The organism is Bacillus sp. SIMBA_074, assembly GCF_046534555.1.
In the GTDB taxonomy this organism is placed as follows: Bacteria; Bacillota; Bacilli; order Bacillales; family Bacillaceae_G; genus Bacillus_A; species Bacillus_A mycoides.
In genome coordinates, this window is the sequence record NZ_JAWRYM010000819.1 from 1 (window position 1) to 256 (window position 256).

Sequence of the window (256 nt, forward strand, 5' to 3'; positions counted from 1 at the left end):
GTGATAGCCTGAGTTTAGCAGACGGTGGTCCTGGCCAATCAATTCATGTCTGGCATACTTGGAGATTTGGCAAAACTGGTCATTCGCTCGTAAAATGATTCCCCGATGATCCGTCATCGCCACAATCGTCGATTGGTCCAGCGCAGCCCTGACATCTGCCAGCTCGCGCAATGCATCTTTTAATTTTTCATCTTTCTCATGCAAAAGCTCTTCCCACTCGTGTGGTGCAAGCGTAGCGATTAACTCATTTCTCATC

The 256-nt window shown here is 48.0% G+C and carries 1 protein-coding gene; it reads right to left on the minus strand.

Annotated elements, in window-relative coordinates:
* Nucleotides 1-255, minus strand: a 255-nt coding sequence (locus SB773_RS33045; RefSeq protein WP_410594653.1) for a PAS domain S-box protein, incomplete at its 3' end; no start/stop codon positions are given.
* Nucleotide 256: the final 1 nt, after the last annotated feature.